This window comes from Nocardiopsis sp. iso_25 (genome assembly GCF_056173305.1).
The window spans coordinates 4188997-4205062 of record NZ_CM149667.1 but is presented as its reverse complement, the minus strand read 5'-3'; the positions used below and the strand labels follow the sequence as shown (position 1 = coordinate 4205062).

Here is a 16066-nt window from a genome sequence, read left to right as displayed (position 1 = left end):
CCCATGCGGCCGTCGGTCCCCCGACCTCCACCGCGCAACGTCCAGAGAATGGAGTCCATGTGCAAGCCCAGCGGCCGGGAGTGTGGGCGCTCCTGAACAAGTGGCTCTCCGCCCGCAGAGCCCGCGCCGAGCGCCTCGCCAGGCTGGAGGCGGAGAACCAGCGCGCCGCCGAACCCCAGGCCGCGGACGAGGGACCGACCGATCAGCACCAGGGGGACGACAACCTCCTTCGCTCCATCAGCGACGTCGCCTGGCGGGTACTGCTCATCGGCGTGGTGGCGGGCCTGCTCGTCTACGTGCTCGTCTACCTGTCGGTCGTCACCCTGCCGGTGATCCTGGCGGTGTTCATCACCGCCCTGCTCATGCCGATCGCCAACGGGCTGCGCCGCAGGGGGCTGGGCCGGGGGCTGTCGACCACCATCGCCCTGCTGGTCGGGCTCATCGTCTTCGGCGGCGTGATCTCGCTGATCGTCACGCCCGCGATCCAGGGCTTCGGCCCGCTCGTGGACAGCGTCACCAGCGCGATCACCGAGCTCCAGGACATCCGGCTGCCCTTCGTCGACCCGGCCCTGTTCACCGACATGATCGACGACGCCTGGGCGCAGATCCAGAGCATGATCACCGAGAACCAGGACCAGCTGCTCAGCGGTGCCTGGACCGCCACCTCGGCGGTGATCTCGGTGCTGGTCGGCATCGTCCTGATCATCGCCCTGGTCGTGTACTTCGTGCACTCGGGCGACCAGCTCATGGACTGGCTGGTCACCCTGCTGCCGGCCCGCTCGCGCCCGGGCATGCGCCACGCGGGCGACGTCGCCTACGGGGTCATGGGCCGCTACGTACGGGGTGTGGCCGCGGTCGGCTTCTTCGACGCCGTCGGCATCGGTATCGCCCTGGTCATCTTCCTCGACATCAACCTGGCCATCCCGCTGATCGTGCTCACCTTCGTCGGGGCCTTCCTGCCGATCATCGGCGCCTTCCTCACCGGCTTGCTCGCCGCCCTGGTGGCCTTCGTGACCGAGGGCTGGGTCGTGGCCCTGATCATCGTCGGCGCCGTGCTCCTGGTGCAGCAGCTGGAGAGCAACGTCTTCGCGCCGCGCATCTACGGCGCCTCGCTCGACCTGCCCTCGCCGATCGTGCTCATCGGGATCTCCGTCGGCGCGGTCGTCGGCGGCATCCCCGGCATGTTCCTGTCCACCCCGGTGGTCGCGGTGCTGGCCGCGCTGCTGCGCAACCGCCCGCCCTCCACCAGTGACGACTCCGGCGGAGGGAACGCGGACGTGGCCCAGGTCAGGGCGGACACCGTCGTGGTCAGGGCCGACGGGGAGCCCGGCCAGGAGGGCGCGGGCGGAGCCACCCCGGTCGATCCCCCCGAGCAGAAGTAGGCGCGGAGCGGCGCCGCCGCGTCCGCGCCGCCCCGGGAATGTCCGGCGCCCCCGCCCCGTTGACCGGGCGGGGGCGTCCGCGTTCCGCGCAAATCCCTCGCGCCGCCCCCCACCGGTGCCGTTAGTCTGGGTCGGTAGGCCCCGAGTCGCCCCTCCCGCAGCCGCGCGAGGGAGACCACGTCTCCCCGCGGCGCACACGCCTGCCCGGCCGCCGGGAACAGTCGCACGGACCGGCCGCACACCAACGTCCCACCACCTCGTAGGAAGCCCCACCATGCTGATCGCCACCGACCTCGAACTGCGCGTCGGTCCTCGACTCCTGTTGGAGCCGACCACCTTCCGCGTCGCCGCCGGGGACCGGATCGGATTGGTCGGCCGCAACGGTGCGGGCAAGACCACCATGACCAAGGTGCTGGCGGGCGAGGGCCTGCCCACCGGCGGTACCGTCACCTCCTCCGGCAGCATCGGCTACCTGCCCCAGGACCCGCGCACCGGCGACCTGAACGTGATCGCCAGGGACCGGATCCTGTCGGCGCGCGGCATCGACGAGGCCCTGCGCGGGATGCGCGAGGCCGAGAAGAAGATGGCCAGCACCGACACCAAGACCCGGAACAAGGGCGTGCGCGCCTACTCGCGCTGGGAGGAGCGGCTGCACGTGCTGGGCGGCTACTCCGCCGAGTCCGAGGCCGCCGCCATCTCCTCCAGCCTGGGGCTGCCGGACAAGGTGCTCGGCCAGCCGCTGCACACGCTCTCGGGTGGTCAGCGCCGCCGGATCGAGCTGGCGCGCATCCTGTTCAGCGGGGCCGACACCCTGCTCCTGGACGAGCCCACCAACCACCTGGACGCCGACTCCATCGCCTGGCTGCGCGACTTCCTCAAGTCCCACCAGGGCGGGCTCATCGTGATCAGCCACGACGTGGAGCTGGTCGAGCACGTGGTGAACAAGGTGTTCTACCTCGACGCCAACCGCAGTGTCATCGACGTCTACAACATGGGCTGGAAGCTGTACCTGGAGCAGCGCGAGGCCGACGAGCGCCGCCGCAGGCGCGAGCTGGCCAACGCCGAGAAGCAGGCCGACACCCTGCGCAAGCAGGCCGACCGGTTCCGGGCCAAGGCCTCCAAGGCGCGCGCGGCGCAGCAGATGCTCAACCGGGCCGACAAGCTCCTGGACGGCGTGCAGGGCGTGCGCAAGTCCGACAAGGTGGCCAAGCTGCGCTTCCCCGACCCGGCGCCCAGCGGTCGCACGCCGCTCATGGCCGAGGGCCTGTCCAAGTCCTACGGGTCCCTGGAGATCTTCGCCGGGGTGGACCTGGCCATCGACCGGGGCAGCCGCGTGGTGATCCTGGGCCTCAACGGCGCGGGCAAGACCACCCTGCTGCGCCTGCTCGGCGATGTCGAGAAACCCGACACGGGCCGGGTCGTGCCCGGCCACGGGCTCAAGCTCGGCTACTACGCCCAGGAGCACGAGACCCTGGACGTGGACCGGTCCGTGCTGGAGAACATGATGAGCGCGGCCCCGGACCTGCCGGAGGTCGAGGCGCGGCGCACGCTGGGCTCGTTCCTGTTCACCGGCGACGACGTGGACAAGCCCGCGGGCGTGCTCTCCGGCGGTGAGAAGACCCGGCTGGCGCTGGCCACGCTGGTGGTCTCCAGTGCCAACGTGCTGCTGCTGGACGAGCCCACCAACAACCTCGACCCGGCCAGCCGCGAGGAGATCCTGGCGGCGCTGCGCAACTACAAGGGCGCGATCGTGCTCGTCACCCACGACGAGGGCGCGGTCGAGGCGCTCCAGCCCGAGCGGGTCATCCTCCTGCCCGACGGCGTGGAGGACGTGTGGAACGCCGAGTTCGAGGACCTCATCGCGCTGGCCTGAGGCCGCCCGCGGCGGAGGAGAGGCACAGGGGAGGTGGACGCCCGGCGGGTCCGGGAGGTTCACCTCCCCCTCTTTTCGGTCAGTGTCCGCCCCGCGCCGAAAACGGCGTCTTCGGCGGGGCGCCCGCGTGGTGTGGCGGTCCGCGGGCCCGATACCGGATCATGAGGGTGGCCCACGACGGGTGATCCGACGACTCTGAGGAGCGAGTGAGTGAACGACGCGCAGATCAAGCGCCCACGGCTGGCGGGGGAGGACCGTTCCGCGCTCGCCGACCAGCTCAAGAGCCGCTACGACGCGGGGGAGAGCATCCGCATGCTGGCGGCGGCCACCGGGCGGTCCTACGGTTTCGTCCACCGGCTCCTGAGCGAGGCGGGGGTGGAGCTGCGCGGCCGCGGGGGACCCACGCGCAAGGCGTGAGGCGCCGGGCCCCGGCCCCCTCGCCGCCCTGTGTTACTGATGGGTAATATCCGGGGGTGACACCGAACACGACGGAGGAACCCATGGCACAGGCGACGAACGGGCCCGGACCGGCGCCCACCGAGGAGGAGCTCTCCCGGGCCCGGCTCAGGCTGGTGGTGCGGGGGCCGGTCGCCCACGTCACCATCAGCCGCCCCGACCGCCGCAACGCGATGACCGGGCGCACCTGGACCACGCTGGCCCGCATCGGCCGGACCCTGCCCGAAGACGTCCGGATCGTCGTCGTCGACGGGGACGGCGACATCTTCTCCGCCGGGATCGACCTCGGCATGTTCAGCCCCGAGGGCGTCGACGGCGAGCGCTCCATGGTCGCGGGCCTGGCCGACGGCACCGCCTCCGACGCCGAGGTGCGCGACTACATCGCCGGTCTGCAGGAGGGCTTCCTCTGGCTGCGCCGCCCCGACCTGGTCACCGTCGCCGCCGTGCGCGGCCACGCCATCGGGGCGGGCTTCCAGCTCGCCCTGTCCTGCGACCTGCGCATCCTGGCCGACGACGCCCAGCTGTGCATGAAGGAGCCCGCCCTGGGGCTGGTCCCCGACCTCACGGGCACCAAACCCCTGGTCGACATCGTCGGCGTCAACCGCGCGATCGAGATCTGCCTGACCGCCCGCCGCGTGGGCGCCCAGGAGGCGCGCGACCTCGGCCTGGCCGAACTCGTGGTCCCCGCGGACGAGCTCTCCGCGGCGGTGGACGACGTCGTGGCCGCACTGCTCGCCACCGACCGCGCGGCCGCCACCGCCACCAAGGCCCTGCTCCAGCAGGCCGCGGGCAACACCCTCCGGCAGCAGGCCGAGGCCGAGCGCGCGGCGCAGGCCGCCCGGCTCGCCGCCTTGGCCCGAGCCGCGGCCGACGGAGCGCGTTAGCCCTCGCTCCGCCTCCCGTCCCCCTGCCTTCCGGACCGGGGGCGGAGCCGCGTACCCAGCGGTTGCGCGAGGATGTGGACAGGAGGGGGAGACCCTTGTCACCGGTCGAAAACCCCCACCCGGTCCCCGCTGCGGGACGATCTCTAGTAGTCTTCTACGAGCGGTCGTGACATGCCGCGCGCATCCGAGCGCGCCGAGGCCGCGCAAGACGCGGAGAGCGTGCCGACCCGGTCGGCGCCACTCTTGACCCGAAGAGTCGCTCGTCCCCCCACGCCAGTGAGGATCTCACGAGCTCAGGAGCCCCACACACATGATGGGGCCCGCTTCCGCGTGTGATCAGGCGCGTTTGTGTGATTTCTTCGCTGGGTCGGTCATGGCCGTGTGAAGCCTTCCTCGAAACGCCGCCAAACGATGAGGAAGGTACACGTCACTTGACGACGGACACTGCCGTAACGCCTGCCTTCGACAGCCTGGGACTGCCCCAGGACATCGTCGAGGAACTGGCCAAGAACGGTGTGACCACCCCGTTCCCGATCCAGGCCGCCACCATTCCCGACGCCATCGAGGGCCGCGACGTCCTCGGCTGCGGCCGCACCGGATCGGGCAAGACCCTGGCCTTCGGCCTGCCGGTCCTGATGCGCGCCGCCGAGCGCCGCGCCGCCGCCAACCGGCCCCGGGCCCTGATCCTGGTGCCCACCCGCGAGCTGGCCCACCAGGTCCGCGACGCCCTGCGCACCTACGCCCGCGTCGTGGGCGTTCGCGTGGGCGACGTCGTCGGCGGCAGCTCCTACACCCGCCAGATCAACGAGCTGCGCCGCGGCGTCGAGGTCCTGGTCGCCACCCCGGGCCGTCTGTCCGACCTGATCGACCAGGGCGCCTGCGACCTGGGCGACGTGGAGATCTCGGTGCTGGACGAGGCCGACCAGATGTGCGACATGGGCTTCATGCCGCAGGTCAGCGAGCTGCTGGACCAGGTCCGCCCCGACGGCCAGACCCTGCTGTTCTCGGCCACGCTCGACGGCGACGTCGACAAGCTGGTCCGCAAGTACATGAACGAGCCGCGCACCCACTCCGTGGACCCGCCGGTCTCGCAGGTCACCAAGATGGAGCACCACCTGCTCAAGGTGCTGCCCCGCGACAAGAACACGATCGTCACCCAGATCGCCGCGCGCGAGGGCCGCACGATCCTGTTCGTGCGCAGCAAGTACCGCGCCGACACCATCAGCGAGCAGCTGGCCCAAGCCGGTGTCCCCTGCGCCTCCCTGCACGGCGGCAAGACCCAGAGCGTGCGCACCCGCACCCTGGCCAAGTTCCGTGAGGGCCGCATCCAGGCCCTGGTCGCCACCGACGTCGCCGCCCGCGGCATCCACGTCGACGGCATCGACATGGTCGTCAACGTCGACCTGCCCACCGGCCACAAGGACTACCTGCACCGCGGCGGCCGCACCGCCCGCGCGGGCGCCTCCGGCCTGGTGGTCTCCCTGGTGGCGCCCAACCAGCGCCGCATGGCCCGCCGCCTGCTCAGCGACGCCGGTGTCGAGGCCAAGCAGCACCTGGTCAACCCGGGCGACGAGCTGCTCAGCGAGGTGACCGGAGCCAAGGAGCCCTCCTGGGAGCCGTGGATCGAGCCGCCGGAGCCCGTGCGCGAGCGCCGCGGCCGCGGCGGCCCCCGTCGGGGCGGCCCCCGCGGTGGCGGTGGCGGTTACCGGGGTGGCGGCGGCTACCGCGGCGGTGACCGCCGCGGCGGCGGTGGCGGCTACCGGGGCGACCGTCCCGGCGGCGACCGTCGCGACTTCTCCCCGCGCGGCGAGGGCGGCTACCGCGGGGACGAGGGCCGCGGCGGCTACCGGGGCGACCGTCCCGGCGGCGACCGTCGCGACTTCTCCCCGCGCGGCGAGGGCGGCTACCGCGGCGGTGACCGCCGTGGCGGCGGTGGCGGCTACCGGGGCGGCGGCGACAACCGCGGCGGCTACCGCGGCGACCGTCGCGGACCGCGCCGCGAGGAGCGCTTCGACTCCGCTCCGCAGTACTGATCCCGTCGCCGCTCCCGTACCCGGAGCGGCATCCGGTGCGATGACAGACCCGGGCCCGGCAGGTGGCACCTGCCGGGCCCGGGCCCTTTTACCGGGGTCACCCTCTTCTCTCGGACACTGCCGCCTCCCGCGGGTCGCGGCCCTGCTCCCGCGGGCGGCCGCGACGGCGACCAGGGTGACCGCGGCCATGGCGGCCACGTACAGCGGGATCGGCACGCTGCTGCCGAACGAGGCCAGCAGGGCCGTCGCGATCAGCGGGGCCAGCCCGCCCGCCAAGATCGACGCCAGCCGGTAGCCCACCGACGCTCCCGAGTAGCGGCACGCGGGTGCTGAACAGCTCGGAGAAGAAGGCCGCCTGCGGGCCGTACATGGCCCCGTGCAGGACCAGCCCGACCGTCACGGCCAGGGTCACCGACCAGAAGGTCCCCGCGTCCACGAGCGGGAAGAAGGCGGACACCCACAGCCCCGCTCCCGCGGCCCCCAGCGCGGTCACCGGCCTGCGGCCGATCCGGTCCGACGGGGCTCCCCGGGCGGGGATGGTCACCAGGTGCACCGCCGAGGCGACGAGCCCCGAAGGAGGCTCTCTGTCTCATGTCCGGAACCGTGGGGAGCGCGGACGCGGCTGACCATGGGCGCTCCCACCACAGGCCGGGGCCCGATCATGTGCCCGCGGCGGGTTGTTGACCCGTTACGGTCCTTTACCGCCCCTTCGCGTGTCCGCACGGGCCCCCACCTCCGGTGACGTGGACACTTGCCGAAGACCGGACCGCTTGAAGGGGAGCGCGTGAACAACGCAGTCGTCGCCGTCAACGACTTCTTCTGGAGCTACTTCCTCATCCCGCTCCTGATCGTCCTCGCCGTCTACTTCACGGTGCGCTCGGGGATCGTGCAGTTGCGCCTGCTGCCGGAGATGTTCCGCGTCCTGGGCAGCGCCCCGGGCGTGGCCCCCGACGGCCGACGGGAGATCTCCTCCTTCCAGGCCTTCTCCATCTCGGCCGCCTCGCGGGTGGGGACGGGCAACATCGTCGGCGTGTCCACGGCGATCATCCTGGGCGGCCCGGGCGCGGTGTTCTGGATGTGGACGATGGCCGCGGTGCTGGGCGCCGCGGCGTTCGTGGAGTCCACCCTGGCCCAGCTGTACAAGGTGCGCACCGACACCGGCTTCCGGGGCGGTCCGGCCTACTACATGGAGAAGGGGCTGGGCAGGCGGTGGATGGGCGTGCTGTTCGCGGTGATCATCACCGTGACCTTCAGCCTCGTGTTCAACACGGTGCAGGCCAACAGCATCGCCGCCGCCGTGTCCACCTCCGTGGGGACCCTGGGCGGGACGCCCGGCCTGCTGCTGTCGGCCGTGATCGGGCTGGTGCTCGTGGGCCTGACCGCGCTGGTGATCTTCGGCGGGATCCGGCGCATCGCGCACGCCGCCCAGGCGCTGGTCCCGCTCATGGCCGTCCTGTACATCCTGATCGGCCTGTGGGTGGTCGCCCTCAACATAGGGGAGCTGCCCCGGGTCGTCGGCGACATCTTCGCGTCGGCGTTCGGCGCGCGCGAGTTCGTCGCCGGGGGCGTGGGCACGGCCATCGTCCAGGGCATGCGGCGCGGCATGTTCTCCAACGAGGCGGGTCTGGGATCGGCCCCCAATGCCGGCGCCACCGCCTCGGTCTCCCACCCGGTCAAGCAGGGGCTCGTGCAGACGCTGGGCGTGTACTTCGACACCTGGCTGGTGTGCTCGGTGACGGCCTTCATCGTGCTGGTCAGCGGTCCCGAGTACGGCGACGACCGGGGCATCCAGGTCACGCAGGGGGCGCTGGAGGCCAGCCTGGGCGAGTGGTCGGTCCACGCGCTCACGGTGATCCTCTTCCTGCTGGCCTTCACCTCCGTGCTGGGCAACTACTACTACGGGGAGACCAACCTCCAGTTCCTGGACAGCAGCCCCCAGCACATGACCTACTTCCGCTACGCGGTCCTGGCGGCGGTCTTCCTCGGCTCCGTGGCTCCCCTGACCCTGGTGTGGAGTCTGGCCGACATCTCCATGGGCGTCATGGCCACCGTGAACCTGCTGGCCCTGGCGCCGCTGTCGGGGATCGCCTTCCGGCTGCTGGCCGACTACAGCCGCCAGCTGCGCAACGGCCTGGACCCCCAGTTCACGCTCGCCAAGATGCCCGGCCTGCCCAACGTGGAGTGCTGGGGTCCGGCCTCCGGGCCCCAGCCCGAGGACGTCCCCCGCGACGAGGGCGACGCGCCCCCGGACCCGGGCGCGGTCGCGGAGGAGCACGGCCGCGACGGTGACGAGCCCGGCCCGGCGGAGGCAGAGGCGGAGCCGCACGGCGCGACGGCCGTGGACGAGGCCGGTGACGCCGACCGGTCCGACGGCGACTCGGGGACGACTCACGACGGCGACGAGGGCCCCGAGCAGGGGAACCGGGACTCCGGCACCGAGCGATAACCGGGGTGTGTCGAAGACGGCCCCCTCCCCGGGTCCCCCCTTCCCCGGCTGAACCCGGTGCCCGGTTGTCCACAGGCCGGAGTGGGACGCTGACGGGCGAAAACGATTTTCGGTACGATGCGTGGAGTTCCCACCCGACCACCGCGGAGTACTACCGTGTCCGACCGGACGACGCCAGCCGCCGCACCCGACCCCGCCGCGCCCAACGCCTCCGCCTCGCTCGGCGACACCCTCGCCGGAGGGTGGAGCGACCGCGGCGACGAACTGCCGCCCGAGGACTGGGGGCGCAGGGGCGGTCAGCGCAGGACCGGGACGGTCTGGCTGTTCGCCCTGTTCATCACCGCCATGGCGATGGGGCACGCCTGGGTCACCGACCGGCTGACCAGCGACGCCTTCCTGGCCTGGGCCACCATCTTCACCGCGATCAGCTTCCAGGCGCTGCCCTTCCTGGTCTTCGGCGTCGCGCTGTCGGCGGCGCTCACCGCGTTCGTCCCGACCTCGGTCTACCAGCGCCTCATCCCCTCCAACCCCGCGCGGGCCGTACCCGTGGCCGGGGCCTCCGGCGCCCTGCTCCCCGGGTGCGAGTGCGCCTCGGTCCCCATCGCCGGAAGCCTGATCAAGGGCGGGGTCGCGCCCGCCGCCGCGCTGACCTTCCTGCTGGCCGCGCCCGCCATCAACCCGATCGTCATGATCGCCACCGCGGTGGCCTTCGCCGGACAGCCCGAGATGGTGCTGGCCCGGTTCGTCGCCTCACTGCTGGCCGCCGTGGTCATCGGGTGGATCTGGGTGCGCTTCGGCCGCACCGACTGGCTGCGCCTGCCCTCGCGCACCCACGCCCCCGGCGAGTCCCGGTGGACCGTCTTCCGCGAGTCCATGCTGCACGACATGATGCACGCGGGCGGCTACCTCGTGGTCGGCGGCCTGGCCGCGGCCTCCCTCAACGTCCTGGTCCCGCGCGAGTGGCTGGTCACGGTGGCCGGGCTCCCGGTCGTCTCGGTGCTCGTGCTCGCCCTGCTCGCCATCCTGCTGTCCATCTGCTCCGAGGCCGACGCGTTCGTCGCGGTCAGCCTCACCGAGTTCTCGCCCACCGCCAAGCTCGCGTTCATGGTGATCGGCCCGATGGTCGACCTCAAGCTCATCGCCATGCAGGCGGGCGTGTTCGGCTGGCGCTTCGTCGTGCGCTTCGCACCGATGTGCCTGCTGGTCGGACTGCTCAGCACCTTCCTGATCGGAGGCCTCGTCCTGTGAACCGCATCGCCCAGGGGCTCACCCTCGTCCTGCTCGGCGCCGCCGCGCTGACCAGCACGGTGGCCACCGACCTCTACCTCAACTGGGTCAAGGCGGGCTTCGGCCCCTTCCTCATCGCCGCGGGCGTGGTCATGGCCGTGCTCGGCGTGCTCATCATCGTGGCCGAACTGCGCGGGGAGAGGACGGCCGCGACCGCCCCCGAGGAGCACTCCGACCACTCCGCCGACGACCACGGCCACGACCACTCCCGCGCGCCCAGAGTGGCCTGGCTGCTCCTGCTGCCGGTGGTCGCGGTCTTCGTCGTCGCACCGCCCGCGCTGGGCGCCTACACCGTGGAGTCCACCGCCGCCTCCTCCGCCCCGCCGCCCGAGCAGGCGCGCCCCGGCCGCTTCGACGACGGCCTGGCCGAGGCCGGGCCGGGCGAGGTCGTCGCGATGGACATCCGCCAGTTCGTGATGCGCGCCTGGGTGGACGAGGAGCGCCAGCTGGCGGGGCGCGAGGTCGAGCTGACCGGCTTCGCGGTGCCCGACCCCGAGGGGGAGGGCTGGTTCCTGGCCCGCCTCCAGATGTCCTGCTGCGCCGCCGACGCCATCGTCAACAAGGTGCACGTCTCCAACGAGCCCGCGCCGGAGACCGACAGCTGGTGGACGGTGCGCGGCACCTGGGTCGAACCCGAGGGCGACATCGCCGACGTCAGCCAGCACGAGTTTGAGGTCCTGGAGATGGAGGAGGTCAGCGACCCGCCCTCCCCCTACGAGCAGTAACCGCCGGTCCGTTCGCCGACCGCCGCCACACCGCCGTCGCTTCGACGGATGTCCGGCCTCCTGGGTGACAATGGGTCGGTGCCAGGTTGGGATGACGGGCCCATGAGGGTGTGGGAGCGGATACGTCCCCGGTCGATTCGGGCCCGGGTCACGTTCGGCGCGGTCGCGGCACTGGCCGTGGTCACCGGACTGGGCGTGGCCCTGACCATCTTCCTCGTCCGCGAGGCGATCGTCGAACAGGTCCGCGACCTGGCGGCGGAGGAGGCCCGCGACGTCGCGGACCACATCGTGGTCCAGCGCTACCCGGAGCTGATCCCCGACGGGGAGTCCGTCCTGCGCATCCAGGTCGTCGCGCGCGACTCCGGTGCGGTGCTCGCCTCCAGTGACGCCATGGAGGGCCAGCCGCAGCTGACCTCCGAACGCCCCACCGGCTCCGACCCGCGGGTGGACACCACGGTCTGCGGGCCGGTCGCGGGCATCGACCCCCGGACCTGCCTGCTGGTGTCGGGCTACGCCGTCGACGACACGGCCTACGGCGACGTCGTCGTCCTGGCGGCCGTGGGCACGCCCCAGATCGTGGCCACCCACGTGCTGGAGGACGCGCTGGTGGTGATGTCCTGCGTCCTGCTCGCCTCCACCGGGTTCGTCATCTGGCACGGGGTCGGCCGGGCGCTGCGCCCGGTGGAGGAGATCAGGGCCCAGCTCGACACCCTCTCCGTCAGCGACCTGCACCTCAGGCTCCCGGTGCCCGACAGCGACGACGAGATCGCCCTCCTGGCCCGCACCGCCAACCACAGCCTGGAACGGATGGAGGAGGGGATGGCCCGGCAGCGGCGGTTCGTCTCCGACGCCTCCCACGAGCTGCGCAACCCCATCGCCGGGATGCGGACCAAGCTGGAGGTGGAGCTCTCCGACCCCGAACCCGACACCCGCGCGCGCGAGCGGCTGCTCACCGGCCTGCTCTCGGACACCGAGCGGCTGGAGAACATCGTCGCCGACCTGCTCGAACTCGCCCGCCTGGACGCCGGCACCGCACCCGTCCGGGAACGGTTGGACCTGTCCGCCCTGGTCGCGGAGGAGTTCGCGTTCGAACGCCGTATCCCCGAACTGCGGCTGCACTCCTCCGGTCCGGTCCACGTCGAGGCCAACCGCCTGCGCCTCGTGCGGGTCCTGACGAACCTGATCGCCAACGCCGACCGGCACGCGACGTCCCGCGTCGACGTCATCGTCCGGCGGGAGGGCGGCTTCGCCGTGGTGGAGGTGCACGACGACGGGTCGGGGATTCCGCCCGGGGAGCGGGAGCGGATCTTCGAGCGCTTCGCGCGGTTGAGCGAGTCGCGGGAGCGCGATCCCGGCGGCAGCGGTCTGGGGCTGGCCATCTCCCGCGAGATCGCGCGGGCCCACGGCGGCGGCCTGCTGGCCGCGCACAGCGAGCTGCTCGGCGGGGCGGCGTTCGTCCTCCGCCTCCCCGAGGCCTCCGAGGAACCCGGACACCCCGACCGGCCGGAATAGCGCGGACCGCCCCGTTCGCACCGGACGGCGCCTATGCGCGGTTCCGGGTGAGTCCGGCGCCGGGCGTACGCTGTGGCCATGGGTGAGGACACGCGCGGCTCGCGCGCCGCGGACGTGTCGCGGCTCGCCCTGCTGCTGCTCTGGGTGGCGCTGCTGGTGTCGGCGCTGCTGTGGGGTCCCGACCTGGACGCCCTCCAGACCTGGGTGGAGGAGGCCGGAGCGGCCGCTCCGCTGGCCTACCTGGGCGTGTACCTGCTGGGGGTGTTCGCCTTCCTGCCCCGGCCCGCCCTCAACGCCGCCGCCGGACTGCTCTTCGGTATGTCCCTGGGCCTGGTCCTGGCCGTGGCGGGCGGGGTGTGCGCCGCCCTGGCCCAGTTCTGGGTCGCCCGCCACGTGGCGGGCGACGCGGTGGCCCGGCGGCTGCCCGAAGGGGTCCGCGCCCGGCTGGAGACCCTGGCGGGCGGGCGCGCCCTGCTGGCGGTGCTCCAACTGCGCCTGATCCCGGTCATCCCCTACCAGGCGGTCAACTACGGCTTCGGGCTGACCCGGGTGCGGATGTGGCCCTTCGCGCTGGGCACGCTCCTGGGCGGGGTGCCGAGTACGGCGGCGCTGGTGCTGGTCGGCGTCGGCGGTACGGACCCGGGCCTGCCGGCGGCCGTGTGCGGGGTGGCGCTCGCGGTGGTGATCGGCGCGGTCTGGTGGGTGCGCTCGCGCCGCGGGCGGGCCCGGTCCTGAGGACCGGGCCGCACACGCGCGTTCCCGAGGCGGTCGCGCGTCCGTGTGCCCCCCGGGCCGTCCGCCGTACCCGGACCGGCGGCGCACCGCCGCCGGTCCGCCGGTCTAGCCGCCGGACCCCCCGAAGAGGGCCACCTCGTCGGGTGCGGGCCGGTCCAGCTCGAAGGGCAGGATCTCCCCGCCGCCGCTGTCGGTGACCATGGGCTCCTGGAGGACCTCGGGCTCCTCACCGGAGTGGTGCTGCACCACCATCACCCCGGCGTAACCGCTGTGGTCGTTCTCGGTGGCGTTGAACGGCACCAGGCCGGGCCCCGTCCACTCGTGGGAGTCGAGGGTGGCGAGCAGGCTCTCCCGGGTCAGGTCGGGGCCGGTCTCCATCAGCACCTGGGCGAACAGGACCGCCTGGACCATGCCGTAGACGGTGGTGTCGGTGAAGGGCGTGCCCTCGTTGTACCTCTCGTGGACCTCCAGGAAGAACTCCGTCCACGGGTCCTCGCGCTGGGCGGCCATCGGCAGGAACGCGGTGATGATCAGGTCGTCCAGGAAGGCCTCGAGCGGCACGTTCTCGGCCGCCGTGCCCTGCGCGTACTCCTCGATCAGCCCGGTGGCCACCGCCACGTCGCCGCCGAAGCTGGGCGCCACCCACTGCGGGGTGTAGCCGATCGCGGTGGCCTCCAGGACGGCCAGGGCCAGGAAGGCGGGGATGCAGTGGCAGACGGCGATCTCGGCGCCGGACCGCTTGAGTTCCTGGACCTGTCCGGCGAGCTCGGGGACGCCGGGGTCGTAGGACTCCCAGGCCACGATCTCCTCGGTGAGGTACTGCTCGATCCCCGCGTGCGAGGAGGGGCCCACGTCGTCGTTCTGGTAGAGCAGGCCGACACTGTCGCCGGGGAAGTTCTCGGCGATGTACTGGCCCTGGATCTTGGCCTCCCGGGTGTAGTCCACCTGGAAGCCGTAGCTGTAGGGGTAGACCTCGGGCTGGTCCCAGGCCAGGGCGCCGGAGGAGACGAACAGGTCGGGGACGCCCGCCTCGTTGAGCTCCTCGATCACGGCCTCGTGGGTGGGGGTGCCCAGGCCGCCGAGCATGGCGAAGATCTCCTGGTCGTCGATGAGGCTGCGGGTGGCCTCCAGCGTCTGCGCGGGGTCGAACGCGTCGTCCTGGACCTGGTACTCGATCCGGCGGCCGTGGATGCCGCCGTTGTCGTCGATGTAGTCGAACACGGCGCGGGCGCCGGTGGAGACGTGCCGGAACCCCGGGGAGGCCGCTCCGGTGAGCGGTTGGTGCGTGCCGATGACGACGGCGTCGTCCGTCACCCCGGGCGTGTCGGCCCGGTCGGAGTTGTCCGTGCCGCTGGAGCAGGAGGTGAGGAGAACCGTGACGGCCAGCGTCGAGGAGAGGATGCTCAGTGGTCGCATGATGGTGTCCTGGACTCGGTCGTGCCTTCGCGGAACGGGCGGGGCGGGGCCCGTGGGGGAGAGGTACGTGTCTGTGGAGCGGACGGCGGGGGTATGTCTACTCACGAGTACGTTACTTGCGGGTAAACACTCTACGCGTGCCGCCCCACCTCACAAACCGACCGGTCGTCATGTGACGTGTGTGCAGGTGGGAGGGGGTGGAATGCGGTCGGCTCAGCCCTTGAGCGCCCCCGTCGCGCGCCCGTCGCACCGCTCGCCCGGAGCCCGGCCGAGAGCGGAAGCGGCGCCGTCGGCGTACCCGGCGGCGCCCGGGGCCGGGGGTTCCGGCGTGCGGGACGGGCCGCCCAGGATCTCGCGGGCCAGCCGCGCGATCGTGTCGGAGGCCTGCTGGATCGGACTGTCGCGCCGCCAGACCAGCAGGTGGCGCAGCTGTATGGGCTCGCCCTCCAGGGGGCGTACCACCACGTCCGGTCCGGTGTCGAAGTCCGGCTGGCACGGCGCGACCGCCCGGCGGTCGGCGACGAGGTCGCGGATCTCGGAGCGGTCGTAGAGCCGGTAGGGGACCTCGGGCGTGAACCCGGCCCGCTGGCAGGCCAGGTAGAAGCACTCGGGCCAGCCGGTGCCGTCCGGCGGGGTCAGCGCCCACGGCGACCCGGCGAGGTCGCCCAGCCTGACCAGCGACCGCTTCGCCTGGGGGTGGTCGGCCCACAGCGCCACGTGCAGCGGCTCCACCGAGAGCATCGCCCAGGACAGGGGGCCGTCGGTGGACAGGTCGCGGTCCACGTAGTCGATCGTGGTCCCCAGGTCCAGGCGGCCCGCGCGCACCAGGTCGGTGACCAGCTTGGGGGAGTACTCCGTGCGCACGTGGACGGGCACGTTCGGGAAGACCTCGGGCATGCGGGCCGACAGCTCCAGCGTCAGCGGCCCGACCCCGCCCACACGCAGGGTGGTGGGGGAGGCCCCGCGCGCGGTGATGTCGTGCAGCAGGTCGTCCATGGACAGCAGGACCGAGCGGGCGCGCACCAGCACGAACTCGCCCAGTTCGGTGGGGCGGACCCCCGAACGCCCCCGGTGGAACAGGGGTCCGCCGACCTCGCGCTCGATCCGCTGGAGCTGGGTGGTCAGCGCGGGCTGGGAGGTGGAGAGCGCGGCGGCCGCCTTGGTCACGCTGCCGGTGTCGGCCAGGAGGCAGATGGTGCGCAGGTGGCGGAGTTCGAGGTCCATGCGTGGAATCTAGGACGAAGAGGGGGCTCGTGTACAGACGTGCTGTCGCCGCGGGCGCGGCGGGCCGCCCCGTCTAACGCGACAGCCGCCGGA

12 protein-coding genes are annotated in these 16066 nt (G+C 72.5%); 10 read left to right on the top strand and 2 right to left on the bottom strand.

Translation table 11 applies throughout. From position 1 onward, the window contains the following. Positions 1 to 59: 59 nt before the first annotated feature. The 10 genes from AC0VX6_RS18065 to AC0VX6_RS18020 all read left to right on the top strand — a co-directional run bounded on the left by AC0VX6_RS18065 (position 60) and on the right by AC0VX6_RS18020 (position 13333). Positions 60 to 1382: an AI-2E family transporter gene (locus AC0VX6_RS18065; RefSeq protein WP_475465356.1), complete on the top strand. Its 1323-nt coding sequence runs from the start codon at positions 60 to 62 to the stop codon at positions 1380 to 1382. Positions 1383 to 1656: 274 nt separating this feature from the next. Then, positions 1657 to 3255, top strand: a complete 1599-nt coding sequence (locus AC0VX6_RS18060) for an ABC-F family ATP-binding cassette domain-containing protein (protein ID WP_047868313.1) — start codon at positions 1657 to 1659, stop codon at positions 3253 to 3255. 210 nt (positions 3256 to 3465) lie between these two features. After that, positions 3466 to 3672, top strand: coding sequence for a helix-turn-helix domain-containing protein (locus tag AC0VX6_RS18055; protein WP_274973860.1), 207 nt, complete (start codon positions 3466 to 3468; stop codon positions 3670 to 3672). A gap of 83 nt (positions 3673 to 3755) precedes the next feature. Then, on the top strand, positions 3756 to 4595 hold the full coding sequence (locus AC0VX6_RS18050) for an enoyl-CoA hydratase/isomerase family protein (RefSeq protein WP_274973859.1): 840 nt from the start codon (positions 3756 to 3758) through the stop codon (positions 4593 to 4595). A 431-nt stretch (positions 4596 to 5026) separates the two neighbouring features. Next, positions 5027 to 6628 (top strand): DEAD/DEAH box helicase, encoded by a 1602-nt coding sequence (locus AC0VX6_RS18045; protein ID WP_475465354.1) that lies wholly within the window; start codon positions 5027 to 5029, stop codon positions 6626 to 6628. Between the two features lie 784 nt (positions 6629 to 7412). Further along, positions 7413 to 9074 (top strand): amino acid carrier protein, encoded by a 1662-nt coding sequence (locus tag AC0VX6_RS18040; RefSeq protein ID WP_274973857.1) that lies wholly within the window; start codon positions 7413 to 7415, stop codon positions 9072 to 9074. Positions 9075 to 9230: 156 nt separating this feature from the next. After that, complete coding sequence (locus tag AC0VX6_RS18035; RefSeq protein WP_274973856.1) at positions 9231 to 10322, top strand: permease; 1092 nt, start codon at positions 9231 to 9233, stop codon at positions 10320 to 10322. Then, positions 10319 to 11086 carry a TIGR03943 family putative permease subunit gene (locus tag AC0VX6_RS18030; RefSeq protein WP_475465352.1) on the top strand — a complete coding sequence of 256 codons (768 nt, stop codon included), beginning with the start codon at positions 10319 to 10321 and terminating at the stop codon, positions 11084 to 11086. The genes AC0VX6_RS18035 and AC0VX6_RS18030 overlap by 4 nt, the downstream gene beginning before the upstream one ends. A gap of 102 nt (positions 11087 to 11188) precedes the next feature. Next, the gene (locus AC0VX6_RS18025) at positions 11189 to 12598 is read left to right on the top strand and encodes a sensor histidine kinase (protein WP_475469391.1); all 1410 of its coding nucleotides are present in this window, start codon (positions 11189 to 11191) and stop codon (positions 12596 to 12598) included. A 78-nt stretch (positions 12599 to 12676) separates the two neighbouring features. Then, positions 12677 to 13333, top strand: a complete 657-nt coding sequence (locus AC0VX6_RS18020) for a TVP38/TMEM64 family protein (RefSeq protein ID WP_274973854.1) — start codon at positions 12677 to 12679, stop codon at positions 13331 to 13333. Between the two features lie 105 nt (positions 13334 to 13438). Here AC0VX6_RS18020 and AC0VX6_RS18015 read toward each other — a convergent pair whose 3' ends face one another. Together AC0VX6_RS18015 and AC0VX6_RS18010 are read right to left on the bottom strand one after the other, a co-directional pair. Next, on the bottom strand, positions 13439 to 14749 hold the full coding sequence (locus AC0VX6_RS18015; protein ID WP_475465351.1) for an ABC transporter substrate-binding protein: 1311 nt from the start codon (positions 14747 to 14749) through the stop codon (positions 13439 to 13441). A 213-nt stretch (positions 14750 to 14962) separates the two neighbouring features. Then, positions 14963 to 15973: a LysR family transcriptional regulator gene (locus AC0VX6_RS18010; RefSeq protein WP_475465350.1), complete on the bottom strand. Its 1011-nt coding sequence runs from the start codon at positions 15971 to 15973 to the stop codon at positions 14963 to 14965. Between the last annotated feature and the right edge of the window lie 93 nt (positions 15974 to 16066).

Bases quoted from the DNA above. Each gene is read 5' to 3' on its own strand.
- AC0VX6_RS18060 (WP_047868313.1), top strand. From the start codon at position 1,657: ATGCTGATCGCCACCGACCTCGAACTGCGCGTCGGTCCTCGACTCCTG.
- AC0VX6_RS18050 (WP_274973859.1), top strand. From the start codon at position 3,756: ATGGCACAGGCGACGAACGGGCCCGGACCGGCGCCCACCGAGGAGGAG.
- AC0VX6_RS18025 (WP_475469391.1), top strand. From the start codon at position 11,189: ATGAGGGTGTGGGAGCGGATACGTCCCCGGTCGATTCGGGCCCGGGTC.
- AC0VX6_RS18020 (WP_274973854.1), top strand. From the start codon at position 12,677: ATGGGTGAGGACACGCGCGGCTCGCGCGCCGCGGACGTGTCGCGGCTC.
- AC0VX6_RS18015 (WP_475465351.1), bottom strand. From the start codon at position 14,749: ATGCGACCACTGAGCATCCTCTCCTCGACGCTGGCCGTCACGGTTCTC.
- AC0VX6_RS18010 (WP_475465350.1), bottom strand. From the start codon at position 15,973: ATGGACCTCGAACTCCGCCACCTGCGCACCATCTGCCTCCTGGCCGAC.